This window comes from Paenibacillus sp. DP01 (assembly GCF_044784315.1).
In the GTDB taxonomy this organism is placed as follows: Bacteria; Bacillota; Bacilli; order Paenibacillales; family Paenibacillaceae; genus Paenibacillus; species Paenibacillus polymyxa.
Map to the genome: position 1 here is coordinate 2,986,414 of NZ_CP173059.1, position 26,369 is coordinate 3,012,782.

Genomic DNA, 26,369 nt, shown 5'->3' on the forward strand with positions numbered 1-26,369 from the left:
TCAATTTTCATCAATAGCGTTTCGAATATCGTAATCATCGATGTTAATATCCAAAGCCATCCCAAGTGCTAATCTTGCCAGTTGATCTCCAATGAAGGGACCCATGGTCAGCCCGGATGCTCCAAGCCCATTGGCAACGATAAGGCCGTTCCAGCCAGGGACAGCTCCAAGCACCGGTAGAAAACCGGGGGTAAACGGACGAAAACCGACTCTTACCTCCTGAAAAGTGCTATTTGCTAAATCAGGTGCTAACTCTAAACCTTTATTTAGGATTTCCTGCATCCCGCCTGCTGTTACTCTTGTATCGTAGCCTTCGATTTCATTCTCGTGAGTTGCCCCAATTACGATCTTCTGTTGTTCAAACGCCAACAAGTATTGATCAGTAGGCGGCATGATTACAGGCCAGGTGCCGGTATCTTGTTTGACAGGAACCTGCAAATGCATAATCTGTGCCTTTTGAAAACTAACCTTAAAGCGAATGCCTAACGGCAGCATCAGTTGATTGGCCCATGCACCTGCACAAACAATGACTTCGTCAGATGAGAAGCTGCTTGCGCCGACCGTTACTCCGGTTACATGGTCGGAATCATACTGAAGCACAGCATCCCCATGGATAAGGGTTGCCCCATTTCTTTGTGCTGAGCGGATCAACGCATCACGCAGCGCACGACCATCTATACGAGCGGCACCGCTAATATGAACAGAATGATAGTGATCTACTAACAAAGGAAAACGTTCATGGGTTTCCTTTTGATTTAGTTGCGTAATTTCGCCGATTTCTGGTGCATCTGTATGTCGTAAGTGTGCCCGTTCCTGCATTTTTTTAATTTTCTCCGAATCATCATGAATACTGAGAGCCCCGACTTGAGCATAGCCAGTTTCTGTTTCTCCCTCGCTTTTGAGTTCTTCAATCAACCCAGGGTAAAAACGTGCGCCCGCTTTGGCTAGCTGGTACCAAGCCTGATTGCGTCGCTGTGATAGCCAGGGACAGATAATGCCAGCAGCTGCATCTGTCGCCTGTCCTTTATCTTTGCGGTCTACAAGAATGACATCAGCGCCCATTTTTGCTAACTGGTATGCTGTCGATGCCCCCAGAATTCCTGCTCCGATTACGATAACCTTCTTCATGAATACATCCCTTTCCTAAATCACTGTATCCATTATAGCGAATACTGCATGAATGCATAAAGTTTGAAACATTAATATTTCAATCCTTATAAAGTTCTTAGAATTGATCTGTAAAGTAGTTGTCAGAACGAATGAAAAGGATGAACTGATATGGATAACATTATTTTACAGACTAAAAATCTCTGCAAAACCTTCAGACGACAACAGGCGGTGAACAACGTCACATTGTCTATTCAGGAGAATTCCGTGTATGGTCTGCTCGGCCCGAATGGGGCAGGAAAATCAACTACCTTAAAAATGTTAACCGGTATGCTACGCCCCACGGCCGGTGAGATTTTATTTCAAGGAAAACCCTGGTCCCGAAAAGATCTGGCTCAGATCGGTGCACTGATCGAAGCTCCTCCCCTCTATGAGAATTTGACAGCTAGAGAGAACCTGAAGGTTCGCACAACGTTGCTTGGACTACCTGACTCGCGGATTGATGAAGTGCTGAACATTGTAGATTTGACCCATACCGGGAAAAAGCGCTCGGGCCAGTTCTCGATGGGTATGAAACAGCGGCTAGGCATTGCGATTGCTCTCCTCAATCATCCCAAGCTATTGATCTTAGATGAGCCAACCAACGGACTAGACCCCATTGGTATTCAGGAGCAACGCGAGTTGATTCGCTCCTTCCCGAAGCATGGAATTACCGTAATTCTTTCCAGTCATATCCTATCCGAAGTCGAACAAATCGTTGACCATGTTGGGATCATTGCTGGCGGCGTATTAGCTTATCAAGAGGCGGTCACTCCAGGGCAAAACCTGGAATCGTTGTTCATGCAGATTGCACAGGAATACCGAAAGGGAGGTGAGTAGCATGCAGCAATACATAGCAGCCGAACATTTAAAATTAAAGCGCACCTTCACGAAAAAGCTAGTCTGGCTGGCTCCCATCGTTACTCTTCTTCTATGTACCGGGCTCATGGGAGGACATATGTTCCAAAGCGCCAGCTACAACTGGTGGTATATCATGCTGCTGCCAGGTGCTCTCACCTTAATGTGCTCAGGAGTCATCCAAAAGGATGGCAAGAAGCTGAAATACCGTGCTATCCTCGGCATGTCTGTGGATTTGGCCCAGGTATGGTACGGTAAAATCGGGGTTTGCGTAAGGCTCTTAATGGTTTCATCTATTATCCTATTTGTAGGAATAACTCTTGGCGGATTCGTATTCTCATCTTCCGTGACACTAGCAGGAAGCGTCGCTGCAACTCTGATACTTTTTGTTACCTTTTTGTGGCAAATTCCACTTTGCCTGTTCCTAACGGACCGAATAGGCATGTTTGCCACCCTAATCATCAACATGCTAGGCAATGTAGCCTGCACCATCTTGTTCGCAACGTCTTCTATATGGTGGGCGGTACCCTATGCTATTACAGCGCGATTGATGTGCGCCGTCATTCAAGTGCTGCCTAATGGGCTTGCTATTCTTTCAGAAGATCCACTTTTGGATAGAGGCGTAATTGTGCCCGGCCTAGTGATCACAGTTGGTCTATTCATGATTCTGTCCGTCCTGACGGCCATGTCTTTCCGCAAGCGGGAGGCTAAGTAAGATGATATCTTTCTTCCGCAATCTGAAATCTGATGTGCTTAAACTTAGAAGACAGCCCTTATTGCTGGTGCAGCTGCTTGTGCCACTCCTAGGCATAGCAATCTTTCTAGCCTATTATTCCTTTACTCCATACTCACCAATTTCGAAGGTAGACGGCTATTTGCAAGTCCTGGCTGTGGCTCTTCCTACCATGATTGGTATTGTATGCTCCATTGCTGTTGAGCAGGAGTCAGTCGCTGGAAATTTCCAACACCTCTTGACCTCGCCGGTGAAGCTGCTACCTTTTTTGAGCAAGCTTAGCCTGCTTCTGTGCTTGGGATTTGGTAGTGTGCTGCTTGCCTCAGGCGGCTTTGGAGCTGGTTATATATATCTGATGAAAGAGTCCCCGTATGGCTTGATGTTTTATGTGTTGGCTGCCTGCATTCTGTTTATGTCCAGTGTATTCCTTTATATTCTGCATTTTTTCATTAGCTTGAGATTCGGCAAAGGAGCTTCTATCGGTCTGGGCATCATGGAGAGTCTATTGTCTGCTTTGCTCCTTACAGGGCTGGGTGATCATAATTGGATATTCATCCCCCCTGCTTGGGCGGCCCGGTTCATCACGATCTGGGTACAATACGGCGTAAGCTCAGCAGATTCTATCCCTGAAACTATACAGCTTGATTTGGGAATCAGATATTGCGTAGTAGGGACCTTCGTCATCATGGTATTATTAGGGTTATGGATTGGTCGTTGGGAAGGACAAAACTCATCGGAGTAAAGATTAGAGTAAAGAAAGCAAAGGGAAGTGAATTAAGCATGGCAAACTTGTTGGCCGTTGATGATGAACCTGCCGTTTTGGCACTCCTTCAAAATATTTTGCAAAAAGATGGCCATGTTGTCACGGTGGTCTCCGCCTCCCCACAGGTTCTCACCATGCAGCTTGGAGCCTTTGACCTCATCCTGCTTGACGTAATGATGCCAAGCATGGACGGATTCACCCTCTGTCGGGAAATTCGCAGCAAGGTGGACTGTCCGATACTGTTCCTCACAGCAAAATCCATGGAGAACGATGTGATGTTGGGCCTTGGGGAAGGGGCTGACGATTATATTGTCAAGCCGTTTGGGGCTGGAGAGCTGCGCGCTCGAATCAACGCCCATCTCAGACGGGAGCATCGTGAACGACGAAATGTATTCTGCATCGGGGAAGTTCATTTTAATCTGTCTGGTAAGGAAATCACCGTTCAGAATGTTGTAATCCCGTTTACCAAAAGTGAATATGAAATATGTAAGTTTTTAGCTCTAAATTGGGGCCAGGTGTTCTCTAAAGAGCAGATTTATGAAGCCGTCTTTGGGTTTGATGGGGACAGCGATTCCGCTACCATTGTGGAGCATATCAAAAATATCCGGGCCAAGCTTGGCAAAGTAGAGGTTTCGCCAGTGGAGACAGTTTGGGGGATCGGGTACCGATGGAAGTAGCCAAAGTACAGCAAGCACGCAAGACAACCAAACTGCGAACCATTTTCCTGGGCTATTTAGTTATGTTCTGTATCGGGACAATTGCGCTCGCGCTGTTCCTGGTCCTCATCTTCTATGTCCTGATGTCTTGTGGAACCATTCTTCCCGCGAACTATGCTGAAAATCAAGTACGGGAGGATAAGGCAATCATTGAAGCTGGCAAGACCCTACAGCCGGATTCTCGGCAGAAACTATATAGATATGCGTTATTCACTTCGGAAGGCCGCCACATTGAGGGAAATCTTCCTGAAAAGCAGGCTCAAGCCGCTTGGAGTGTTACGCAGCAGAGCAATACTGCCTATCAATTTCCCTATAACTATGTAAAAGTTTCACATAATAATAAAGTTACTGTGATGCGCTACTCTGTCTCGGCACAGTTTGAACATCCTTTTCTACGTCAATATCTGCCGAACGCGGAATTGTCCTTTTTTGCCGTGTTTTGTATCGCCTTCCTGGGGGGAGGAGCCCTACTCGCTTCCTCCTTCGGACGAAAGCTGACACGCAAAATGAGTGGATTGCAGCAGGCTACAAAGCAAATTCAGGCACAGGATCTGGACTTCTCAATTCAGCTCAGTGGTGTGATGGAGATCGATCAGGTGCTCCATTCCATGGATAAAATGAAAGAAACGTTAAAGACTTCGCTTCAGAAGCAATGGAATCTCGAAAAATCACGCCGCGAGCAAATATCCGCGCTTGCGCACGATGTTAAAACACCGCTCACTATCGTTCGCGGAAACGTAGAGCTGCTGTCCGAAACCGATCAATCGGAAGAGCAAAAGAACTATACCGATTATATAGCGGAGAGCACCAGGCAAATGGAACAGTATATCAAAACTCTTATTGAAATTTCAAAAGCAGAAACAGTAGCCACCCTGCAGGCGGAAACGATAGATACGGACTACTATTTAACGAAGGTGAAAGATCAGGTAAAGGCCTTGGCTGCTGTCAAAAAAACATCCGTCGCATTTGCTGCATACAACCTCCCTAAGACGTTGTATGCAGACCCCGTTCTGCTTGAGCGAGCCATCATGAATGTTGCTTCTAATGCGGTAGATCAAGCACCAGAAAATAGCGAAATCCGGCTGACTGTAGAGTCTGTGGAAGAATGTATGCGGTTCAGCATCGTAGACGAAGGCCCGGGCTTCTCTCCTGAAGGCCTCAAACAAGCAGCGGAGCAATTTTATATGGGTGATTCGTCCAGAAGATTAAGTGGACATTACGGTATGGGCCTATATATAACAAAATCCATTGTGAACCTACATGGCGGACAGTTGATCATCGCCAACTCTACCCAGACAGGCGGCGGACAAGTAAGCATTGAGATACCATCGGTGCATTGATGACCTAATGTTAAAACCACCAAAATAAGTAGTAGCTATTAGGTTGGATCGATTTCCTAAGTTCCCCCCTCTTCCTCGTTTGTTATTGAAACGATATAAAACGCTACTGACATACGAAGGTCAGTAGCGTTTTATCATTTTGCCATCGGAATGAAAACACTCCTGGCACAGGCTATGGCGATTATTATAAGGTACGTGGTTATTGGATTACTGTATGTGTTGCTAAACGAATGTTGCTTTTTTACGGAAAACTGTAAAATAAAATATAGCAAATCCTATGATCCATATGCCCATAATCCAAAAAATAGAGCTGAACACACTTTGACTTTGTGCTTCTTGATCAAGTACGGATCCTAGAATAGACGTTCCGATAGCCCCCGCCATAAAGCTTCCCATCATATAGATACCCATACCAACTCCGGTTTGCTTGCCGCTTAATGTTCGAGAAATGGTGCTTGCCATTGTAATCTGAGCGAACGTTAACCCAGTATTCGCTAGAATTAAAATAATCGCAATAACTGCTGGAACCGCCTTTATAAAAATACCTAATATAAGATATGCTATCACTTGAAACAGGAAAGCCAACGAAAATACAAAGCGGTTGCCCTTTGCATCCGCGATTTTCCCACCTACCAGCCCAAGCAATGCAGCAATCAAAGCACCGGGAAACATTACGAGTCCTGTACTTACTGAAGATAAGTGATGCATTGAGCTTAGCACCTGCGGTATCAAATACGGAACACATAAATTAAGGGTAAGAACCATACAAGCGATAAACAACCCTATCGTATATCTTGTATTTTTAAAGAGTGTCGGTTCAATAAAGGGTTCACCTGTTTTGTTAATACGAATAATGAACAATACGAATATGAGGATTGTAGCCGCGAAATAGCTCCAGCTGTGACCAGTAATGGAGAGCAGCAGCAGCGTAATGGAAGCGGCAAGCAAAATACCTCCTATGAGATCAGCTTTTCCTTTTGAAGGTGCTTCATTGATTAAATACCTTCTAAAAAGAGGAATGGTAACAATTATTAAAAATGAGATTAAAAATAGGTAACGCCAGCTTGCAAATCCAATAACAAAACCAGCAATAATTGGACCTATTGCCGTCCCTAAAGCCATTCCGGCAGAAGTAATCCCCAAAGCTTTCCCACGATTTACGATTGATATATAGCGAATCGGGATCAACATGGATGAGGCCGGAACAACAGACGCCCCAATGGATTGGAATATTCTGCTCACAATAACCATCCAATAATTAGAAGAAAAAAAGCCGACTATAGATCCTAGCGCAAAGCAACATAATCCAAAGGTAATTAGGTTCTTCAACCTAAACATGTCCGCCAATTTTCCGTAAGCCACTGATCCAATAGCATAAATAATGATATATGCTGTTACAACCCAGCTTACTTGGGAAGAGGATAATTGAAATTCTTCGCGTAGTGAAGGTAGCGCGACATTAAACATGGTAGAATTCATCACTGAAATCACCATTGCAAATGCGAGTATCCAGATAATAGCATAGGACTCAGATTGTTTGGTGCGATTGTTAACTGACACTGCGTCCTCCCTACTTACGATCGAGCGGAGATTTAGCCACCACGTTCAGATCAAGTTCGTCGATAATAGCCATTACACGATCCATACGGAGCGGGCCTGGTTCTGTTGGAAAGGTGTATGTTTCGTGCGGTTCACCCAATGCCCGGAAGAAAGGTTCGAACAATCCAGACACCAACATACCTACGACTTTCGTATAATGAGAGTCCAGTCTATACGAATGAAGTGTTCCTGCAGGTACATGAAGAAAATCTCCAGGGAATAGTTTTACTTCTTCTCCGTTTGCCCACATCGTCATTTGTCCCTGCACACAGAAGAAAGTTTCTGTATGGTGGTTATGAAAATGTTCAACAATGGGGTCTCCTTTCGGGCCATCAGAAGCTACAAAAATGTATTCCCCGTTCGTATTTTCTTGAGTAGCTAGAATCCTGTGAAGCTGGTCTCCAGTGAGCAAACGGTCTCCCTCTCCATTTTCCAGAACATAAGGAGCTACGCGTCTTGGATTATGGCTTTCTTCAGGCGAGTTATACTCCCCCCATTGAACAGCATCTTGAAGGAATACAATGTCTGCTCTATTGGAAGCTTCCGTCAATTGATTCTCAGAATACGAATTCATCGCTGTGGTTGGATGTTCAAAGTAAGGATACGGCTCTCCTAAAAGCTCATATATTGCCGTGAGATTACCTTTAATCGAATAGGAAGCAAAGCGATTTCGATGCCCAGCCATTCGATACGCATGTGCGATTCCAGGAGGGATATGAACATAGTCTCCGGCAGTCAACAAATAGTTCACTCCATCGAGCATAAATTCAATTTTACCTTCCATTACATAGATAGATTCAAAAGCATCTTTATGTCTGTGTAGCGGAAAGGTCTCTCCTTTCCCACCTGAAATCGTCGTTAATTCGAGTACATCCCCAGTGCTTTTAAAATCGGCAATAACAGTAGCTACCTGTTGACCAAATACATACCTTCTTCCATCCCCGCTACGCAGCAAATATGGCTTTTTTTCTTCTGGAAGCTCTGTAGTTAAACTAACACTCATCATGTTATCCTCCTTTGTATTTATATTTAAAATTTTAATAGTTTCGATTTTTCACTTAAATGGTCATGAGCGACAGCTTATGGGCAATTACGACCTGTACCAATTGAATACATCTTAAAAATTGATATAATAAAATTTATGACTAAAAAATGGTGTGCTTTCTACCAACAAAGGAGGGGATCGCATTGGTTAGCGAAGAGGCATATTATCTAGACCATAATTTCACAAATGGGACTCCAATTTCTCTTTGTCCTATTCAAATAGAGGGAAATATTCAAAAACACGCTCATGATTTTTACGAAATATCTTATATCAAGGAAGGTATCGGCACACTAAAATTTTCTACACAAACGTTGCCCGTCTCCAAGGGAGATATTATTTTTATCCCTTATGGAAAAGAACATCTCTTTGTTCAGAGTAATACAACAGATCATACACCGCTTGAGGTTATGAACTGTCTTTTTGACAAGCAAATTCTAACATTGCCCGGAGAGCCTGCTGATAGCCAAATTCAAGAGGATTTCTATCGTTTGGCTCTTCTTTTTCGGGAATGTACTGACTATATTCAAGTTCGAGAAAACGCAAAAGAATTTGCTAAAATTATGTACACTATTGAAATGGAGCAAAAATGTAAATCCACCGGATTTAGATATAAACTTTATTTATACTTAATCGATTTATTAGAACATATCAGCCATGCTATGCAACAAGTAGCTCATGTTTCCAAGCCAATCATAACCGATCCCATTCAGTATGCGATTGATGATATAACCAGAAATTATAAAAATCCGTTGTCTGTTGACCAAATTTGCAAGCAATTCTTAATTAGCTCACGGCAATTTCAACGCAAATTTAAACAAGCCAGCGGCATGACCTACACCAAAATGCTGCAGGATATTCGTATTCACGAGAGTTGTAGCTTACTATTAGATACTCATTGGAGCGTTCAAACGATCGCACTTGAAGTCGGTATTCATGATATGAAATATTTCTATCGAATCTTCAAGGAACGATGTGGATTAACCCCTCATGAATTTCGCTTTCATGCCTGTTCGAATATTCAGTAATGCGTAGATCTTACGGGCGTCTAAAAGCTCCCTTTTTCGCATGTTCATGTACATTTCCTAACAAAAAGAGTTCTAAAGTTTTTACTTTAGAACTCTTTTTTCAGAAGTATTTATTTGGTAATCGTAATTTGTTTGGATGCTGCATTATAGTTTACCTGATAACCCGAAAGCTCACTGATGACTCGTAATGGAACCAGCGTATAGCCGTTAACAATAACTGGAGCAGTGATGCTCGTCGAATAATTCCGGGAGTTGTTTAACTCATATACAGCAAGTGTGGAATTCTTGACTTGAAGTACTATTTGTTTGCCGTCTGTAGGACGATTCAGAATGATCTTTTTGGTGCCTTTTTCATAATTTACATCGTAACCCACCCGTTCACTGATAAATCGTAACGGGACCATCGTTACCCCATTTATGATTTTCGGCGCCTGAGCTATCGTTGTAGCCCGACCATCCACATAAGCTGTTTTAGCTCCTGGTGTTAGGGTGAACGACGTTGAATAGGAAGCAACCGCACTGTTCGTGTAATTCGTCGTAGTACCGGAAGTGGTGGTAGTAGAGCTTGTCCCGGACGATGAACTGCTGGTGCCTAATGCCCTATTGCGAATAGCCTCCAATCGATCCAGCAGATCACTTTTACGTGTACCGGTTGGCAGATCACTAATCGCATCTCTGGCAGAACGCCAGTCGGACGCATTTAGACTGTTCTCTGCAATCCGCATCAAATCTCTTGCTTTCTCATAGTTCGATGAACTAGAAGACGAAGAGTAGTAACCATCCGAATTCGTGCGTTCCGATATCTTTACACCACTAGATTCCCTTCCACTACTATTTACAGTTATGACCTTAATCTCATACCAGCGTCCCTCTCGTAAATCCGTAATTTTATAGGATTCTGAGCTTGTAGTTCCCTTATAATCGCCATCAACATATATTTTCACCTTCTCTGCTCTGCTCGGCATGTCATAGGTGATTTTGATCCAGGTGTCGCTTTTGCTATCGACTTCAAGATTGGACACTTCTGACGAATTGGAGGATGTACTATCCGTTGTGGCAGTCAGTTTCACACCGGAAGACAACGCACCTGTGCTTCGCTTGGATTTTATCGTGAATGTGTATGTCTGGCTTGCCGATAGATTGTTAAATGTATAGGATGATCCTGTTGAATCCGTTACCAGCTGGCCATCCTTATACAGGCTGACTGTACTAATTCCGCTAGGTCTTGTCCAGGAAACAGTAACGCTATAGTTATTAACTGATGTCACTGAAGCACCTGTCACTTCGGGCACAATATCGGTAGAGACTGAAGACGTTGTAACGGGAATACTAACTCCCTGAGATAAGTTTCCGGATTTGTCTATCGTTTTGACCGTTACATTGTAGGCTGTAGCAGCATTCAAGACATTAAACGTGTAAGACGTGCCTGTGGTTCTCTGAATTTCTGTACCATTTAAATAGATAATCGCTTGGCTTAAGTCAGTATCCTTAGGCAATATGTAATTGATGGTAAATCCATTATAACCTACATTCGTCGCTGTCAGCCCGCTTACTTCTCCTGGGGGTGTCTTATCTACAGGACCATCAACGGAAGCTGTTTTAGCCTGAATTGTTGTACCGAGAGATTCATTTCCACTCTTATTCACCGTTTTCACGCGAAAGGTATATGTCGTGTTCGGCTGTAAACCGCTCATCATATAAGAGTTACTTCGAATGTTATCTACATATACATCGTTAGTGACATTAACCACTTTTACATGGTCAAAATTGATGTCCGACGGATTGATCCAAGACAAATTTACTTTTGTTGTTTCTGTAGGAACCGCAGTAAGACTGCTTACATCTGCTGGCGCAATATTCGAAGTAACCAGCTGGCTCGACATTACTTTTATCATTTGGTTAAGAGTGGTCTTCTGACCAGTTAACGAAGTCAATTTCGCGCCAGAAGTGAACGGCATTTGGCGCCCTTGAACGGTTGCTAATTTGGTATGTGATTGTGCACTATTCAAACCTGTCAGATTTGAGTTATGCCTTTCAGTCGGCAACGCGCTAGCCACTGCATCGGGTCCCAAAATGCCATATCCCGTATTCAAAATCAGTGTGGCCGTTGCGAACGGAGCCATCCATTGACGCAGACGTTTTTTATTCATATGCTATGCTCTCCTTGATACCAGTATGGAAATTTTATTTGTTAAAACGAATAAGTAAACGCACAAACCCTTCTGCTGCAATCCAGCTTTTAAAATATATACCATAACGTACAGACGTTCATTTAACTGTTATCGGAATTTCCATACCAAATGTTTAGACCTCATTTTTTTCTTACGTTAATCTAAACAACCCGGACGTTGTGACCCGAGTATCAAAGTAAATATTAAGAGTTAGCTGTAAATTTTCGATATATCGTAACTTTCTACCGTTTAATAACATTGCATTATAGGATATATTAAATTTTAAGTAACAGAAAAAGGAGGTCTATTATGTTCAAAAATGCTTTTAAAACGTTTGGTGCCATTGGTAATATTGAAGCGATTTCTTATTTGCTGCTTGTATGTATTGCCATGCCACTTAAATACGCAGCTGGAATGCCGCAAATGGTAAGCTGGGTGGGAATGATCCATGGGGTACTGTTTGTGGCTTATGTGGTTGCCACGTTAGTCATGTTGATATTGCGTAAAATTACGCTGCTGCAAGGGCTTGCAGCCTTGATTGCCTCGCTGTTGCCGTTCGGCCCCTTCATTTTCGATCGTAAGGTGCTTAAGAAAGCCGCAGCCCGCACCAATCATGCCAGCCCGATCAAAGCTACATAAACCTATACCAGGCCTAGGTCAACGCAGCCATGCGGTGTTCTCTTTACCACTTATATAGCAGAATATAAAAAAACAACCGATGGCTGTAAACCACTCGGTTGTTTTTTTATTCATGAATAATAATTATTAGTTCCTGACATTTTCCAAAAATTCATAATAGCCATCATTTGACGGATCATCCTGGTTATTACGTTTGAGATATCCTGCTATAGCTAGATAAGCAAAAAGTCCGAACATAGCAGCAGAAACAACTATATATACTTTAAAACCGAAAATCATTGAAAAGATGATCATAAAAATACCGATTGTAAGGGAGACGCCTAACTTTGACATTCTTTCATCCCTTTCTGTTATATTTATGTAATCACAACTAATCTCTCGGGTAATTTACACTCATGATATCCATAAAAGGAACTTTATCCGTTTCTCCATTGCTCTCTACATGAACCTTGCCTGTTCTCGGATCCATTTTAACGATTTGTCCGCGGGTTGCTTCTTCGCGTCCCCATACAGTCAATACAACTTCGGATTGCTCTTGTTGTGCTTCTACAAGCTGATTCCCGATTTCCTCAAGTACAAATTCATCCCGAGTAGGCCGTTTGGGTACCTTCGCTTTTGCCACTTGCATCACTCTTCCTTTCGCGCAAAATCAAATTCATTCCATTTTACCATACTTTTCATCATTTGGTGCTGGTAATGTGAGTAAAATTACATCCCAGGATGCACCAAAAAGCCGAGTTCTCAAAAATGAAAACATCGACTCTCTAAAGTCGCTTGTTGGAGCTCATTAGGGGCGCTTGAAACCCGAATAGCTAAGTCATTTGACCAATTGTGGAATGTAATCCACGATGTTATAAATAGGAGCACTGCTCTGTTGCGTAACGGCCAAAATTAATGCACCTTCGAGCATTGAAATGATCAGTACCGCCAGACTGTGTGCCTTTTCCTCATCCAAGCCCGATTCCTGAAGACGCTCCATATAAATGCGCTGCCAATCTGTAAACGTATTCACACAAGCATGACGTAGCGATTCGCTGATACAGGAAGTTTCCGCAGCAGCCCAGAAGCCAATCGGCATGAAGCTGTCAAAGCCGAGACGATCTGCCTCCTCAGCTGTATGACGAATAAAATCCTGAATGGCTACTACAGGATTTTCGTTTCCGCTCAGTGCCTGTTTTAATTTTTGCTTAATAAACTCATTCCCTCTTCTTATGCACTCCAAAGCCAACTCTTCTTTACCATGTGGAAAATAATAATAAAGTGATCCCTTCGGCGATCCACTCTCGGCAAGAATCTGATTCAGTCCGGTCGCATGATACCCCTGGTGAAAAAAGAGTCTTGACGCCGTTTGTACGATATTCTCATATGATTCGGGTTTAGCAGCCATATACAGCATCCTTCATTATATAATATTTGAAACTTTTATTTTGACAAAAAAATAATAGCATGTTTATTATATATAGACCGATCGTTATAATTCAATACCCATTAATTTATTGGAGGAACAAAAACAACATGAGTACAATGAGTCAAACAAGTTCACCCTCTGAACCCAAAACGTTCAAGGTGCTACCTATTATGATTGCCCTGCTCCTTAGTGGCTTTATTGGAATGTTCAGTGAAACGGCACTTAACATTGCGTTGAATGATTTGATGCAGATTTTGCATATTACAACTGCAACAGCTCAATGGCTGACTACCGCCTATCTGCTGACACTTGGTATTTTGGTGCCTGTATCGGGATTGCTGCTTCAAACCTTTACCACAAGACAGCTGTTTGTGACATCGTTGCTATTTTCAATAGCTGGTTGTCTCGTTGCAGCGCTTGCCCCTACCTTTTCAGTGTTATTGATCGCACGCATTTTGCAGGCTATGGGTACAGCGCTGTTATTGCCGTTGATGTTTAACACGATCTTAATTATCTTCCCAGCTGAAAAGAGAGGCGCGGCTATGGGAATCATCGGATTGGTTATTATGTTTGCACCTGCGGTAGGACCTACCATTGCAGGACTGGTACTTCAGAATTTATCTTGGCACTGGATCTTCTGGATCTCTCTTCCTTTCTTGGTCCTCTCGCTGATCTGCGGTATTTTGTTTATGCAGAACGTCTCAGAACCGACCAAACCCAAGATTGATCTTTTATCTATTATCCTGTCTTCCATTGGCTTCGGCGGTGTCGTGTTTGGTTTCAGTAAATCTGGTGAAGGTGGCGAAGGCTGGACCAGCCTGGTTGTTTTGCTTCCTGTGATCATCGGCGTGGTATCGTTGATTCTGTTCTCTGTACGACAGTTAAAAATGAAAGCACCTATGCTGAATTTGCGTGTATTTAAATATCCAATGTTTGTGATCGGCGTTATCATGGTGTTCTTATGTATGATGACGATCCTTTCTACGATGCTGATTCTTCCACTGTTCTTGCAAAAAGGGCTGGCCTTGTCCGCTCTAACAGCAGGTTTGGTGCTTCTGCCCGGTGGGATTATCAACGGTCTCTTGTCGCCTATTATGGGCTCCTTATTCGATAAATTCGGTCCCAAATGGCTTGTGATTCCAGGACTTGTAATCGTGGCTGCTGTGTTGTTTTTCCTGTCAGGCATTACAACGACATCCACGCTCGTACTCATTATTGTGCTGCATAGCTGCTTGATGATCGGCATTTCTATGATTATGATGCCAGCCCAAACTAACGGTCTAAACCAGCTCCCTATGGATCTATACCCAGACGGAACGGCTATTATGAGTACGCTCCAGCAAGTCGCTGGTGCAATCGGTACTGCCGTAGCGGTAAGTATTCTCTCCAAAGGCATGGACAGCTATTTGAGCCAATCCAGCATGCCTCAATCCGTAAATGAAATGGCTAAAGCCATGGTAGTCGGATCTCAGAATTCATTTTTCTTTGCAATGGTCATCAGCGTGATCGGTCTGATCCTTGCGTTTTTCATTCGCAGAGTTCATGTTGAACATGGCACTGCTAAAGCACCCATGCACTAATTAACCATTATTTTTATTCCAAACATAATACCTGAATAAATTTAAAGGCTGCTAACCATCTCATTTATGGTTAAGCAGCCTTTTTTTACGAATCTAGATAGGTATTCATATAATTACATATTTACAAATCCTCCTCATTTGGTTACGATATGACTCACGGAGTAAAGCGTAAAAATTACGATTACTATTAAGGAGGACTCCCTGTTGTTTAAACGTTCATATTTCAAACTATTTATACCCGCGGTAATGGCGGTGATGATGACAGCCTGTGCTTCATCTCCATCAACTACATCCACATCCTCTACGGCACCACAAGATAAGAGTGTCACCTTATTGTTCAACGTGCAAAGCCCTTCTATTGATCCTCATACAGATATTAATTACACAGCCGTTCGTGCTGGAGTAAATGAAACATTGATCAAAGTGAATAAGGATCTCAAGCTGGAAGCTTGGCTTGCAGAGAAATGGGATAGTAAGGACGGGCGACACTGGACCTTTAGCATCCGACCAGGCGTGAAATTCCATAGCGGTAAAGCCGTAGATGCGGCAGCTGTCAAAGCCTCTCTGGAAAGAGCGCTAAAGCTCAATCCATCGGTCAAAAATGCACTACATATCCGTGATATTCATGCAGAAGGGCAGACCTTGAGCATTACGACGGACAAGCCCTTCCCGGAATTTGTATCTGAGCTGGTTCATCCGAATACCGCAATTATGGACACCACAGCCACAGGTGACTTCCCATCGGGAACGGGGCCGTTCCAGGTTGCCAGTTTCCGTGCCGGAAGTGAACTGAATCTGGAGCGCAACGAGCACTATTGGAACGGTGAAGTAAAGCTGAAACATGCCAAGTTCATGTTTAACGAAGACGCCAATGCACGTCAGCTTGCATTTCAAGCTAAAACAGCCGATATTGTGTACCGTCCGCCCATTGAAAGTCTGGAACTCTTGAAAGCTGATTCTACCGTTAAAGTTGACTCTCTCCCCAGCCTGCGGACGCACCAACTTATTTACAATATGAACAATCATGATCTGAAAAAAACAGCTGTGCGCAAAGCATTTGATCATCTGATCAACCGAGATGAGATTGCGAGCGGTATCATGTCTGGTCAGGGAACCCCTGCGCAAGGTCCGTTCTTGCCGGATTTTCCTTTTTCACCGGAATATATTACGAAAAAGTTTGATTTGAATGCGGCGCGAGAAGGCTTCAAAGAGGCTGGATATACAGTGCAGAACGGCAAAATTACGAATCCTGATGGCTCCCCCCTTCATTTTACATTGTTAACCTACCAGTCGAGAGCAGAACTCCCACTCATTTCGCAGCTAATTCAGGCTAACGCTAAGGAGCTTGGCATCACGATTGATATCCGTCAGGTTGATAATATTGATGAATATCTGGCCGCTCATCAGGATTGGGATTTGGCGACTTACAGTAACATTACAGCCCCGCGCGGCGATGCAAGCTACTTCCTGAATGCGGCCTATATGCCGGAGGGAGCATTGAATTACGGTCGTATGCATATACCAGAACTCGAGCGTATGATTACACAACTGAACACAACTGTGAATGAGGAGCAGCACAACAAGCTGGCGCTGAAGGCTGTCACGCTGATTGACCAAGAAAATCTGCAATCCTTTCTAGTTCATCCAAACAACGTAGTGGCCTATCGTAATTACGTACATAACTGGGTAACCAGCCAAAGTGAATACTATCTGCTGACCCAGGACTTGGATGTGAACTAGCATGTTTCAATCCATTGCCAAAAAGTTTCTGACGTTTATGTTGTTTTTTCTTGTTCTTTCCTTTGTGAGCTTCTGTCTGCTTAAGCTTGTTCCGGGCGATCCCGTTCGGAGCATTCTTCGAGTAGATGATGTAGCTGTATCCAATCAGCAAATTGCAGATATGCGTAGCCAATTGGGGCTGGATCAGCCATTGCCTGTGCAATATGGTAAGTGGCTGGTTCAGTTGCTCCAGTTGGATTTTGGACAATCTTATTTAACCCATCGTCCAGTCTTGACAGAGTTTATAGAAAAGCTGCCTTATACACTTCTCCTGACTGGAGGCTCCCTGTTCATTATGCTGCTGATAGCTCTCCCGTTAGGCACATTGTCCGCGCTGTACCGTAACCGCTGGATTGACAGTGCCAGTCGTGTGTTTGCCTTAATTGGCTCCTCGATTCCCAGCTTTTGGTTAGGTCTTTTGTTTATCGAATGGTTTGCGGTTAAATTGCGTATTTTGCCGTCTATGGGTGATGGGACCATTTTCCATTTAGTCCTCCCTTCTCTTACCCTCGGATTGGCAATGGCGGCTGTTTATGTACGAATGATTCGCGCAAGTCTGATTGAAAGCTCGGGGCAGGATTTTATCAAAGCAGCGCAAGCGCGTGGAATCAGTCCGGTTCGCATTTTTTTTAGACACATGTTCCGTCACAGCTTAGTTCCACTTATTACGGTATTCAGCGAGAGCATAGGCAGCCTATTGGGAGGTACGGTGGTGATCGAAGTGCTATTCGCCTATCCGGGGCTTGGCAAATGGATTGTGGATGCAATTGCCGCGAGAGACTACCCCATTATACAGGGCTATACAATCTTTATGGCCGTATTCATTATATGTCTCAATATCTTGGTAGAGCTGTCCTACCGTTGGGTCAATCCTGAAATTGCTTTGAAGGAGAAACGTTTATCATGATAGAATCCGTACATGCGGAAAACAGGCAGTTCACCAGGGCACGATTGTCCAAAGCATGGATCGGATCACTTTCCATCCTGTTTATTCTTACAGCCATTACAGTCATACCCTTCTTAGCTCCGCAAGATCCGTATCATATCCAAATGGGAAGTCGACTTCAACCGATCAGTGCAATGCACTGGCTGGGAACCGATCATTTGGGTAGAGATGTGCTGTCGAGAGTCATAGCAGGACTACGGACGACAGTCGGAACCAGTTTGTTGATTTTGATCGTTTCACTGGTTGTCGGGGTTCCCCTCGGTCTGCTGTCAGGATTTATTGGAGGCTGGGTGGATCGTGTATTTCAACGTGTAGTCGATGCCTTCATGACTTTGCCTGATTATATTTTTGCCATTGTGCTAAGCGGCCTGCTTGGACCAGGCTTAGGGAATCTTATATTTGCGGTGTCTGCAGTAAAATGGGTTGGTTATGCCCGCCTGGTGCGCAGTACCGTTCTGGCTGAAAAGCAAAAGGATTACATTTCGCTATCGATACTTGCGGGTACCTCCTCCCTGCGAATTGTCATGCGGCATATTCTACCCCATGCCATTGGGAATGTACTGGTACTGGCTACGCTGGATATCGGCAAAATCATCTTAATGATCGCCTCTCTATCTTTTTTGGGCTTAGGTCCTCAACCGCCCATTCCCGAATGGGGAACGATGTTGAATGAAGGGCGTGCATATTTTCAAATGGCACCCCATTTAATGCTTGGTCCCGGCATAGCTGTCGTACTCACCGTGCTACTGGCGAACGTGTTTGGAGACAAGCTACGCGACCGATATGATGTTAGAACCCGGTCAGAGGAGTGAACTATACATGCTGACTATTGAAGGCTTAACGATTCGAACAAAAGCAAAAACGATTGTAGAACAACTGGAACTTGCCATTCATCCGGGAGAATGGTGTGCTCTGGCAGGCGAAAGCGGCAGCGGGAAAAGCATGACTGCGTTCGCTATTGGCGGTCTCCTCCCCGCTTCTGTTAGCGCTGAAGGAATCATCATGTGGAATGACGAGAATTTGCTTGCCCTACCTGTTAAACAAAGACGTTCCTTGCTTGGCAGTGAAATATCTTACATTTTTCAAGATTATCACGGGGCTTTTACACCTTTTTTACGTGTAGGCAGCCAACTCGACGAGCTGATGTGTGCTCACGGCAAGCAAGACCGTAAAGCGCGTAAACAGCGTTGTATCGAGGTGCTTGAGCACGTACAGCTTCCCGCCGAACGTGTGTACCGCAGCTATCCATTCGAGCTCAGCGGCGGTCAATTGCAGCGAGCGGCTATTGCAGCTGCACTGCTTCTAAAGCCAAAGCTGCTTATTGCCGACGAGCCCACAACTGCGCTGGATACGCTGACTGCACACCAAGTACTCCAGCTCATTGATCAAATCCGGATGGAAACGGGAATTTCCGTCTTGTGGATTACTCACGATCTACGGCATGTACGGAAGTATGCGGATCGAATTGCCGTAATGCGTACAGGTGTTTTGGTTGAAGCTGGCCAAACGCAAGCGGTGCTAGACCATCCAGTCCATCCCTATACGCGTCGCTTGCTGGCGGCTATTCCGCCGCTGTCTCCAGGCGCTCCTTCGCGTTTGCCATGCAATAGCACTGATGAACAGCTTGCACCGGGAAGGAGCATATTACATGAATAATCAAGCCGCCTGCGCTCAGTGGCAAGACAGCTCTAATCCTGTTGTTACCGTCTCCGGTTTGACGAAGGCTTACACTGGGGGCAAAACTGTGCTGCACGATGTTACTCTGTCGGTCTTGCCCGGAGAATGTCTGGGTGTTGTCGGAGAAAGCGGCAGTGGGAAAAGCACACTCGCTCGCTGTATTTTGACATTGGACCCGTTTGATCAAGGTGAGCTTAGATTGGGCGGACAGTCCATTCGAGGATTAAAGCGAAGTGAATTAAAACGGATTCGCAGCAGACTGGGGGCGGTATTTCAACATCCATCCGCAGCTTTGAACCCCAGACTAACCATTCTGCAATCACTGCTGGAGCCATTGGATCAGCTCAAGTGCTATGTTCCTTCCTTTATGGCGGGTATGCCCTCCGGACGTCGGAATATAGCAGAACAACTGTTAGGTATGGTAAAGCTTCCGGCCAGCTATCTGGATAAGTTCCCACATCAGCTCAGTGGTGGGGAAAAGCAGCGTGTAACCATTGCACGTGCCATTAGCACAGAACCGGATTTTATCGTATTGGACGAGCCGACTGCAAGTTTGGATGTGACCACACAAGCCACGGTTTTGAATCTGCTTAAGGATTTGCAGGATGAGTTTGGACTGGCTTATCTGTTTATCTCGCATGATCTGGCGGCTGTGCACTTTATGAGTGATCGAATCATGGTTATGAAAGATGGCCGTGTGCTTGAGCATTTTTCCAAGGAATCATTATTTCATTCGGATCAGCATCCCTATACACAATCGTTACTGGAGGTTTTTTCAACATGCTGCCTTCCCACCGAGCCTATCTTGCTTTAGCAATCCCTTTAATTATTTCGACGATTACAACCCCGCTACTCGGTGCGGTGGATACAGCAGTAATCGGTCATTTAAGCCACTCTGCCTATTTAGGCGGCGTGGCAGTCGGTACTCTTATTTTCAATACTTTATATTGGCTGTTTGGCTTTCTGCGAGTCAGTACGTCAGCTTTCACAGCACAAGCCGCAGGGGCACAAAATAACGATCAAGGCATAGCTGCTCTCATGCGCCCACTTGCCATAGCTCTACTCATTAGTGCAGTATTTATTGTATTGCAAAAGCCCATTTTGCTAGCTTCTCTCCAGCTCATCCATCCAGCTCAGGATGTGGCAGAGCAAGCAGCAATTTATTTTAACATCCGTATTTGGGGAGCACCCCTTACATTAGTGAACTATGTGCTGCTCGGATGGCTGATGGGATTGTCCCGCGTGAAAGCTACACTATTTTTACAAATATCCATGAATGTGATTAATATGCTATTAGCTATTGTATTTACACAGGTCATGCATTGGAATGTCGCTGGGGTCGCAAGCGCTACCCTGATTGCAGAAGCTCTTGCATGTGTATTGGGTCTTGTACTGGTGTTCCGTTCACCGATTTGGAGAGAATGGAAGCGCAGCGGACAGAGGAATTGGCGAGAATGGTTCGGTGCCTCAGGGTTAAAAAGAGTCATGGCGACGAACCTTGATCTCATGATTCGTACTGCCTGCCTGTTGACGATGTTTAATCTGTTTACGGCGCGCAGTGCGAGCTTTGGAACCGATCAGTTGGCGGCAAATGCTATTTTGTTGCAGATCCATTACATTATGGCTTACTTTTTTGACGGGTTCGCCAACGCCAGTAGCATCATGACGGGTCAGGCTCGTGGTGCCGGGGATCGTAAAATGCTGCAGAGAGTTATTCATTTGTCCTGGTTCTGGACACTGGTTACCAGTGTAGTGACGGGAGGATTGTATCTTGCACTGAAAGATCCGCTGATCTCGCTATTTACGGTGAATGCTACAGTGATTAGCCTGACGACTCCTTACAATGGGTGGCTGGTGGTCTTTCCCCTAGCAGCCGGGCTGGGACTGGTATTCTACGGTGTGTTTACAGGGATGACGGTAACGTATCCGATCCGTAATTCGATGCTGATTTCACTGGTCTGCTTTTTGATTGCTCTCTTCTGGTGCGTTCCTCATTATGGGAATCATGGACTTTGGTTATCCTTTATCATCTTTGCCCTGGGACGGTCACTGTTTCTGGTGGTCTACTTACCTCGGTTGAAGAGGATTTAGTAGCCCCTGCTTTACATGACTCTCAAAAACAAAGGATGTCCCCTCCACCATATATGTGGTGTGGGGACATCCTTTTATTATTTATTCATACGGCTTTCAGGTTAGGCGTTTGCCAATCCTTCTACTCGCCTTGTGGTACGGTCAAGCCCAGACCATCCGCTACACGACGCCCGTATTCAGGATCAGCTTTATAGAAATGACCGATCTGACGCAGTTTGATTTCATCACTTTCTACAGGCTTCATGGCATTTACAATGTTTCGGACCAGACGTGAGCGCTCCTCTTCACTCAGCAAGCGGTACAGGTCCCCTGGTTGTGTGTAGTGATCGTGATGATCATAGGCTACACTTTGTGCCTCGCCAGACACTTCAAAAGGAGCAATTTTGTGAGCAGATGATTCTTTCGGTCCGCCGAGACTATTCGGCTCGTAATAGACAGATCCCCCGCCATTACCGTCACTGCGCAATGCACCATCGCGTTGATAGTTGTGAACTTCCGCATGCGGCCGGTTGATTGGCAACGCATTATGGTTTGCACCGACACGGTAGCGATGTGCGTCACCATAGGCAAACAGGCGTCCTTGCAGCATCTTATCCGGGGAAGCCTCAATACCAGGAACAAATGAACCCGGCGAGAATGTCGCCTGCTCTACCTCAGCAAAGTAGTTCTCAGGATTGCGATTCAGCACCATGCGCCCTACCTCGATCAGCGGGTAATCCTTTTGAGACCATACTTTGGTCACATCAAATGGATCAAAACGGTACGTATCCGCATCTTCTATGGGCATAATCTGCACATAAAGTTTCCATGCCGGGAAATCGCCCTTTTTAATCGCATTAAACAAATCTTGTATATGATAATCAGGATTTTCACCGGCAATTTTCGCAGCTAAATCCACATCGAGATTTTGTATGCCTTGTTCTGTTTTAAAATGATATTTCACCCATACGGCCTGTCCCTCGGCGTTCACCCACTTGAACGTGTGGCTGCCAAAACCATGCATATGTCTAAGTGTAGCGGGAATACCGCGATCAGACATGAGAATACTTACCTGATGCAGCGATTCAGGAGACAAGGACCAGAAATCCCAGACCGCATTCGGGTTTTTCAAATGCGTTTGGGGGTGACGTTTTTGCGTATGAATAAAGTCAGGAAATTTAATGGCATCCCGAATAAAAAAGACAGGTGTATTATTGCCCACGAGATCATAGTTTCCTTCTTCTGTATAAAACTTTACCGCAAATCCACGTGGATCGCGTACAGTATCGGACGAGCCTAGCTCACCTGCCACAGTAGAAAAACGGATAAACATCGGTGTACGCTTACCCACTTCGGACAAAAAGCTTGCTTTTGTATATGAAGACAAATCATTAGTGACTTCAAAATATCCGTGTGCCCCCGCACCTTTGGCATGAACAACCCGTTCCGGCACACGCTCCCGGTTAAAATGCGCCAATTTTTCCAGCAGATGCACATCCTGAATTAGTACAGGCCCCCGTGAGCCTGCTGTAATCGAATTCTGATTATCTCCAACAGGAGCGCCCCAGCTTGTAGTCAGGTTCGTTGGTTGGTTACTCATAATTGAAATCACCTCTTGATTGAATTGGTTGACCTTGTGCCTTTCACTATAAATTGTGCACAAACAAAAATCAATACTTTTTTATAATAATTATAATGTAGGATTTAGAATTAGTTTAAAATCACAAATAAAAAAGCAAGCCCCTTAAGGCTTGCCGTAATATAGTGCTGTATTTATTTACAATAAAGTGACTTCAATTTCTATATTCTGAAATGATCGCATTGATCACTTCTTTAGGTTTTGCTATAGAGACTTTCAGACAATATTCATATAGAATTCATCATAAAATCATAATAAGAGCTGCTTTCTATCGAGAAAATCCAAAATATCCTGTACCGACTGCTTTACCTCCCGGCCTTCCGTAGATACGATTAAATCAGGTTCCAGCGGTACTTCATATGGAGCATCAATCCCTGTAAAATGTTGGATTTCTCCAGCTCTTGCTTTCTTGTACATGCCTTTTGGATCACGACGCTCGCATTCCTCTAGACTGCATCGGATATAAATCTCGTAACAGCCCTCCTGCTGTAAAATGTCCTTTACCATTTCACGATCCTCACGATAAGGCGAAATGGTGGCGCAAATCGTTAGAACACCCGCATGGGCCATTAGCTTGGACACTTCGGCTATACGACGAATATTTTCTTTGCGGTCAGCGGGCAGGAAACCCAAATTGCGATTCAAACCATGCCGAACATTATCCCCATCCAAAATAAATGTACGTATACCTCTTGCATATAACGCTTTTTCGAGTGTGGAGGATACCGTTGACTTTCCCGAGCCAGACAGCCCCGTAAACCAAAGCACCGGACTCTTATGTCCGTTCAGAAGCTGTCGAGCTTGCTTATCCACTTCTGATACATGCCAGGTAATGTTGGAAGATGGGTTCATTCAGCACTCTCCTATTTCATCAGTATTAATGTTTAATCTGTCTCTAACATCAGGATAGAGCATTTTTAAAACTGTTTAAAGTACGCTGCTCTGCTTTGTGGTCCAATACCGCAAAGACAACCCGTTTAAACAGGAATCCATATCCTTCAGTTACAAGTACTTGCTTAAACCAACTGGCTACCTCCTCCGGCTTATTGCGGAATACTCCACAACCATAAGCACCAAGCACAAGATGTTCTACACCGTTTTGCATGGCCATTCCCAAAATGTAACGAATGCGCTCCAACATAACTTCTCCAATCCGATTGACCTGCTCTGGCTCCCGTTCATGCACGACTCCAGCATTCACAGCAGGCGCGGTCAGGAAATCGACTAGATACGGCTCTTCCAGCAATGTTCCCTGATCATCCCGAAATACAGGAACTCGAGGAGAATAAATCATATAATCTGAATAAAAACAGCTCCGCAGCTTCCGATTATGTTGGTACATTTCCACCATTTGTGAAATACAAGGATACAGTGCTGACGAACGAGCCAAGCTTTCCTCTTGAGCCTGACTGCCTCCGAGGAATCCACCTCCTGGGTTTTTGGCTGATGCAAAATTCAAACATGCTACGTGTTCCCGCTTCTCCTCGACCCGGAGTCTATGTGCGGCCTGCAACGTACTTTCTCCCGTAACTTCCATGTTCCCAATGATCGCCTGTTCGTCAACATGGGAAGAAGCTCCTAATATACTTTTTATTCTTTGCTCTGCCTCTTGCTTTACAGCTACCAGTTGAGAAGGTCTATATAGTTTCGAACCTGTGACCGCATTCCCTACCTCTTTAGCAATATTTACTTGTATCTGTTTGGTATTCGTATAATGCCCATTCTCCATAATGGACAGTGTTTCATGCGCCATATGTGACCTGGCATCCCGCTTACTCCGGGAATTCATTGTGTGATTCATGATAACTAATCCTCCTTTTGCAATAGATCCTCACGTAAATTCGTCAATATTTCGCCGAGCCAGTTCGTACCCCGCCATTGTTTCCGGTACTGTATACGAGCATCATTTTCAGCTAAACCGACACCCCAGATGGTGTCCGTCGGACTAGCCTCAACCAGAGTAGTACCCTTCGTTTTAAGCAGATGCTTGAGCAAATTCGTATTTTGGGTGAACTTGGCATAATTCCCGTCATACACGAATTGCTGACAATTTGCTTCCCATAAGGATTGGTCAAATCCGCGTACACTGCGACCACGGGCTTTTTGCTCCCTTGGGGTAGGAGCTTGCATAATTTTCAGGGCTGCCTCATCATCTCCAAAAAGCTGCGCTTTTTTCAGCATCATATATTGCTCAGCACAGTTAAATTCCAATCCATCCACGACAAATTCACAAGGGTACCATTGCGAAAATGGTGAATGACTGCGATAAAAAAATGTAAACTTCTCCATGACTAATCCTCATTTCTTCTTCCTTTTTATGCTATATAAAACGTGACCGTGGCTTAAATCGGTATAACTTGGACGGACGATGTCCGGCCGCCTTCCTGTATTCATTGGTTTCTTCCACAAGATCTGCTATTTTACGACGAAAAGCCGCGGCCAACAGTTCTTTACCTAAAATAATTTCATACACCTGCTGAAGTTCACTCAGTGTAAATAGAGCTGGCATCAGGTGAAATGCGATATCGGTATATTCAATTTTGCTGCGTAGACGCTCAATACCGTACGCAATAATTTTGGCATGATCAAAAGCAATTCCCTGTGACTCCAAGACTTCTCGCTTGATTTCTATGGTTTTCCCCTTAAGAATTTCAGTTACTTTCACTTTGGCTGACAGAAGGATGTCCGCATGCTTCAATGTGATGTCAATGTTTTGCTCCCACGTATAACCTTCCGGTTGATTCGTCCGCGTCTCCTGAGCCACACTGTAATCCAGCTCAAACCATTGAGCATCTGCGGCATCATCTCCTGCCTGTACCTCCAAAGATTCATGATCGACTAACGCCATATAAGCACAGCTGATCACCCGCATACGCGGATCACGTGCCACATCTCCCCAAGTATACAGCTGTTCCATATAAATCTGATCTACGTTGGTTTCGGTTTTAAGCTCGCGTCGTGCAGCTTCTTCGAGGCTTTCATTCATGCCTACAAAACCACCAGGCAACGCCCATTGCCCTATAAAAGGATGCTCTCCTCTTTGGATCAATAGGAGCTGAAGTGTTTTCTCCGGTAGCTTACGGTAATTCTGCTGGAGCTGATCCATTACAGTAAATAGCAGCATATCTACCGTTACGGATGGACGCTCATATTGATTCGCATCATAAAGGGCCAAAAATTGCTCCTCCGTCAAGCCACTGTCGTTGTATTTCGATCTATCTGTCACTTGTGTCAC

The 26,369-nt window shown here is 44.5% G+C and carries 26 protein-coding genes; 14 read left to right on the forward strand and 12 right to left on the reverse strand.

Features of this window, described 5'->3' with window-relative positions:
• Positions 1 to 1,128: an FAD-binding oxidoreductase gene (locus ACH59B_RS13010; protein ID WP_103042453.1), complete on the reverse strand. Its 1,128-nt coding sequence runs from the start codon at positions 1,126 to 1,128 to the stop codon at positions 1 to 3.
• 150 nt (positions 1,129 to 1,278) lie between these two features.
• Between ACH59B_RS13010 and ACH59B_RS13015 the strand changes: the two genes are divergently transcribed.
• Genes ACH59B_RS13015 through ACH59B_RS13035 form a run of 5 tightly spaced genes read left to right on the forward strand, consistent with a single transcriptional unit; the run spans position 1,279 to position 5,556 of the window.
• Positions 1,279 to 1,986, forward strand: coding sequence for a lantibiotic protection ABC transporter ATP-binding protein (locus tag ACH59B_RS13015; protein ID WP_257125893.1), 708 nt, complete (start codon positions 1,279 to 1,281; stop codon positions 1,984 to 1,986).
• Position 1,987: 1 nt separating this feature from the next.
• The gene (locus tag ACH59B_RS13020) at positions 1,988 to 2,719 is read left to right on the forward strand and encodes a lantibiotic immunity ABC transporter MutE/EpiE family permease subunit (RefSeq protein WP_257125894.1); all 732 of its coding nucleotides are present in this window, start codon (positions 1,988 to 1,990) and stop codon (positions 2,717 to 2,719) included.
• A 1-nt stretch (position 2,720) separates the two neighbouring features.
• On the forward strand, positions 2,721 to 3,479 hold the full coding sequence (locus ACH59B_RS13025) for a lantibiotic immunity ABC transporter MutG family permease subunit (RefSeq protein ID WP_025364956.1): 759 nt from the start codon (positions 2,721 to 2,723) through the stop codon (positions 3,477 to 3,479).
• A gap of 38 nt (positions 3,480 to 3,517) precedes the next feature.
• Complete coding sequence (locus tag ACH59B_RS13030; protein WP_019687345.1) at positions 3,518 to 4,177, forward strand: response regulator transcription factor; 660 nt, start codon at positions 3,518 to 3,520, stop codon at positions 4,175 to 4,177.
• Positions 4,168 to 5,556, forward strand: a complete 1,389-nt coding sequence (locus ACH59B_RS13035) for a HAMP domain-containing sensor histidine kinase (RefSeq protein WP_017427001.1) — start codon at positions 4,168 to 4,170, stop codon at positions 5,554 to 5,556. The genes ACH59B_RS13030 and ACH59B_RS13035 overlap by 10 nt, the downstream gene beginning before the upstream one ends.
• A 222-nt stretch (positions 5,557 to 5,778) precedes the next feature.
• On the opposite strand, the gene ACH59B_RS13040 is transcribed toward ACH59B_RS13035, so the two are convergent.
• Both ACH59B_RS13040 and ACH59B_RS13045 read right to left on the reverse strand, forming a co-directional pair.
• The gene (locus tag ACH59B_RS13040; protein WP_038978018.1) at positions 5,779 to 7,116 is read right to left on the reverse strand and encodes an MFS transporter; all 1,338 of its coding nucleotides are present in this window, start codon (positions 7,114 to 7,116) and stop codon (positions 5,779 to 5,781) included.
• A gap of 10 nt (positions 7,117 to 7,126) precedes the next feature.
• On the reverse strand, positions 7,127 to 8,158 hold the full coding sequence (locus tag ACH59B_RS13045; protein WP_017427002.1) for a quercetin 2,3-dioxygenase: 1,032 nt from the start codon (positions 8,156 to 8,158) through the stop codon (positions 7,127 to 7,129).
• Between the two features lie 185 nt (positions 8,159 to 8,343).
• On the opposite strand from ACH59B_RS13045, the gene ACH59B_RS13050 reads away from it, so the two are divergent.
• On the forward strand, positions 8,344 to 9,225 hold the full coding sequence (locus tag ACH59B_RS13050) for a helix-turn-helix domain-containing protein (protein ID WP_017427003.1): 882 nt from the start codon (positions 8,344 to 8,346) through the stop codon (positions 9,223 to 9,225).
• Positions 9,226 to 9,335: 110 nt separating this feature from the next.
• Here ACH59B_RS13050 and ACH59B_RS13055 read toward each other — a convergent pair whose 3' ends face one another.
• A complete protein-coding gene (locus tag ACH59B_RS13055; RefSeq protein WP_038978019.1) occupies positions 9,336 to 11,375 on the reverse strand; it encodes a fibronectin type III domain-containing protein in 2,040 nt (679 codons plus the stop codon).
• Positions 11,376 to 11,705: 330 nt separating this feature from the next.
• On the opposite strand from ACH59B_RS13055, the gene ACH59B_RS13060 reads away from it, so the two are divergent.
• Positions 11,706 to 12,035, forward strand: coding sequence for a DUF3817 domain-containing protein (locus ACH59B_RS13060; RefSeq protein ID WP_016820809.1), 330 nt, complete (start codon positions 11,706 to 11,708; stop codon positions 12,033 to 12,035).
• A gap of 126 nt (positions 12,036 to 12,161) precedes the next feature.
• Here ACH59B_RS13060 and ACH59B_RS13065 read toward each other — a convergent pair whose 3' ends face one another.
• The 3 genes from ACH59B_RS13065 to ACH59B_RS13075 form a co-directional block, all read right to left on the reverse strand.
• Complete coding sequence (locus ACH59B_RS13065) at positions 12,162 to 12,368, reverse strand: hypothetical protein (protein ID WP_017427005.1); 207 nt, start codon at positions 12,366 to 12,368, stop codon at positions 12,162 to 12,164.
• A gap of 37 nt (positions 12,369 to 12,405) precedes the next feature.
• On the reverse strand, positions 12,406 to 12,657 hold the full coding sequence (locus ACH59B_RS13070; RefSeq protein ID WP_025364962.1) for a YolD-like family protein: 252 nt from the start codon (positions 12,655 to 12,657) through the stop codon (positions 12,406 to 12,408).
• Positions 12,658 to 12,852: 195 nt separating this feature from the next.
• The gene (locus ACH59B_RS13075; protein ID WP_016820806.1) at positions 12,853 to 13,422 is read right to left on the reverse strand and encodes a TetR/AcrR family transcriptional regulator; all 570 of its coding nucleotides are present in this window, start codon (positions 13,420 to 13,422) and stop codon (positions 12,853 to 12,855) included.
• A 137-nt stretch (positions 13,423 to 13,559) separates the two neighbouring features.
• Here ACH59B_RS13075 and ACH59B_RS13080 point away from each other — a divergent pair, with 137 nt between their 5' ends.
• The 7 genes from ACH59B_RS13080 to ACH59B_RS13110 all read left to right on the forward strand — a co-directional run bounded on the left by ACH59B_RS13080 (position 13,560) and on the right by ACH59B_RS13110 (position 21,516).
• On the forward strand, positions 13,560 to 15,023 hold the full coding sequence (locus tag ACH59B_RS13080) for a DHA2 family efflux MFS transporter permease subunit (RefSeq protein ID WP_068981556.1): 1,464 nt from the start codon (positions 13,560 to 13,562) through the stop codon (positions 15,021 to 15,023).
• A gap of 204 nt (positions 15,024 to 15,227) precedes the next feature.
• A complete protein-coding gene (gene nikA, locus ACH59B_RS13085; RefSeq protein ID WP_017427007.1) occupies positions 15,228 to 16,763 on the forward strand; it encodes a nickel ABC transporter substrate-binding protein in 1,536 nt (511 codons plus the stop codon).
• 1 nt (position 16,764) lies between these two features.
• Complete coding sequence (gene nikB, locus ACH59B_RS13090) at positions 16,765 to 17,709, forward strand: nickel ABC transporter permease (protein ID WP_017427008.1); 945 nt, start codon at positions 16,765 to 16,767, stop codon at positions 17,707 to 17,709.
• A complete protein-coding gene (nikC, locus tag ACH59B_RS13095) occupies positions 17,706 to 18,560 on the forward strand; it encodes a nickel transporter permease (RefSeq protein WP_017427009.1) in 855 nt (284 codons plus the stop codon). The genes nikB and nikC overlap by 4 nt, the downstream gene beginning before the upstream one ends.
• Positions 18,561 to 18,567: 7 nt before the next feature.
• Positions 18,568 to 19,404, forward strand: coding sequence for an ABC transporter ATP-binding protein (locus ACH59B_RS13100; RefSeq protein ID WP_017427010.1), 837 nt, complete (start codon positions 18,568 to 18,570; stop codon positions 19,402 to 19,404).
• Positions 19,397 to 20,239, forward strand: coding sequence for an ABC transporter ATP-binding protein (locus ACH59B_RS13105; protein WP_017427011.1), 843 nt, complete (start codon positions 19,397 to 19,399; stop codon positions 20,237 to 20,239). The genes ACH59B_RS13100 and ACH59B_RS13105 overlap by 8 nt, the downstream gene beginning before the upstream one ends.
• A complete protein-coding gene (locus ACH59B_RS13110; RefSeq protein ID WP_017427012.1) occupies positions 20,206 to 21,516 on the forward strand; it encodes an MATE family efflux transporter in 1,311 nt (436 codons plus the stop codon). The genes ACH59B_RS13105 and ACH59B_RS13110 overlap by 34 nt, the downstream gene beginning before the upstream one ends.
• Positions 21,517 to 21,637: 121 nt before the next feature.
• Here the strand turns inward: ACH59B_RS13110 and katA are convergent, their stop codons facing one another.
• The 5 genes from katA to ACH59B_RS13135 all read right to left on the reverse strand — a co-directional run bounded on the left by katA (position 21,638) and on the right by ACH59B_RS13135 (position 26,360).
• Entirely contained in the window at positions 21,638 to 23,095 is a 1,458-nt protein-coding gene (katA, locus tag ACH59B_RS13115; protein ID WP_017427013.1) for a catalase KatA, read from the reverse strand.
• Between the two features lie 288 nt (positions 23,096 to 23,383).
• Entirely contained in the window at positions 23,384 to 23,986 is a 603-nt protein-coding gene (gene cysC / locus ACH59B_RS13120; protein WP_017427014.1) for an adenylyl-sulfate kinase, read from the reverse strand.
• Positions 23,987 to 24,035: 49 nt separating this feature from the next.
• Positions 24,036 to 24,935 (reverse strand): TIGR02452 family protein, encoded by a 900-nt coding sequence (locus ACH59B_RS13125; RefSeq protein ID WP_017427015.1) that lies wholly within the window; start codon positions 24,933 to 24,935, stop codon positions 24,036 to 24,038.
• 5 nt (positions 24,936 to 24,940) lie between these two features.
• Positions 24,941 to 25,423 carry an NADAR family protein gene (locus ACH59B_RS13130; RefSeq protein WP_017427016.1) on the reverse strand — a complete coding sequence of 161 codons (483 nt, stop codon included), beginning with the start codon at positions 25,421 to 25,423 and terminating at the stop codon, positions 24,941 to 24,943.
• A gap of 31 nt (positions 25,424 to 25,454) precedes the next feature.
• Complete coding sequence (locus ACH59B_RS13135) at positions 25,455 to 26,360, reverse strand: NrtR DNA-binding winged helix domain-containing protein (RefSeq protein ID WP_017427017.1); 906 nt, start codon at positions 26,358 to 26,360, stop codon at positions 25,455 to 25,457.
• Positions 26,361 to 26,369: the final 9 nt, after the last annotated feature.